The sequence below is a fragment of the Streptomyces lancefieldiae genome (assembly GCF_031845825.1).
Lineage (GTDB): Bacteria > Actinomycetota > Actinomycetes > Streptomycetales > Streptomycetaceae > Streptomyces > Streptomyces lancefieldiae.
The window spans coordinates 1-405 of sequence record NZ_JAVRFH010000394.1; the positions used below are offsets into that span (position 1 = coordinate 1).

At 70.4% G+C, this 405-nt stretch carries 1 protein-coding gene; it reads right to left on the reverse strand.

All coding sequences use genetic code 11. The features are described from left to right. Positions 1-376, reverse strand: a 376-nt coding sequence (locus RM812_RS42675; protein WP_311586482.1) for a hypothetical protein, incomplete at its 3' end; no start/stop codon positions are given. Positions 377-405 lie beyond the last annotated feature (29 nt).

Here is a 405-nt window from a genome sequence, read left to right on the forward strand (position 1 = left end):
GCGCGTGCACGGCACGCTCGTTGTCCTCCAGCGTGCGCAGGGTGCCCTCGCGGCCCGGCTGGATGCGCCAGCCGTCACCGCGGGCGAAGTTCTGGTTGACCCAGTGGCCCGGATCGGGAAACCCCGGCAGCGTTCGTGCCGTTCGGCCGTCGGAGAACCCGAGGGACGAGCGGGACGAACGGTCGGGGATGTAACGCTCGTACAACCGGGGGCTGGTGCGGTGACCGTGGTGACTTGCCTGCAGATCCCTGATCGCTTCGATGACGTCCACGAGGACCTCGCCGTGGTCGGCGGCCTCGGCCTGGGCGAGCAGCGATGCTCGGGGGATCGCCCGCCACACACCGCCACTGCGATCGTGCGCGTGTTGCCTCCACATGTGTCGCCACGGACGCGGCCACACCAGCG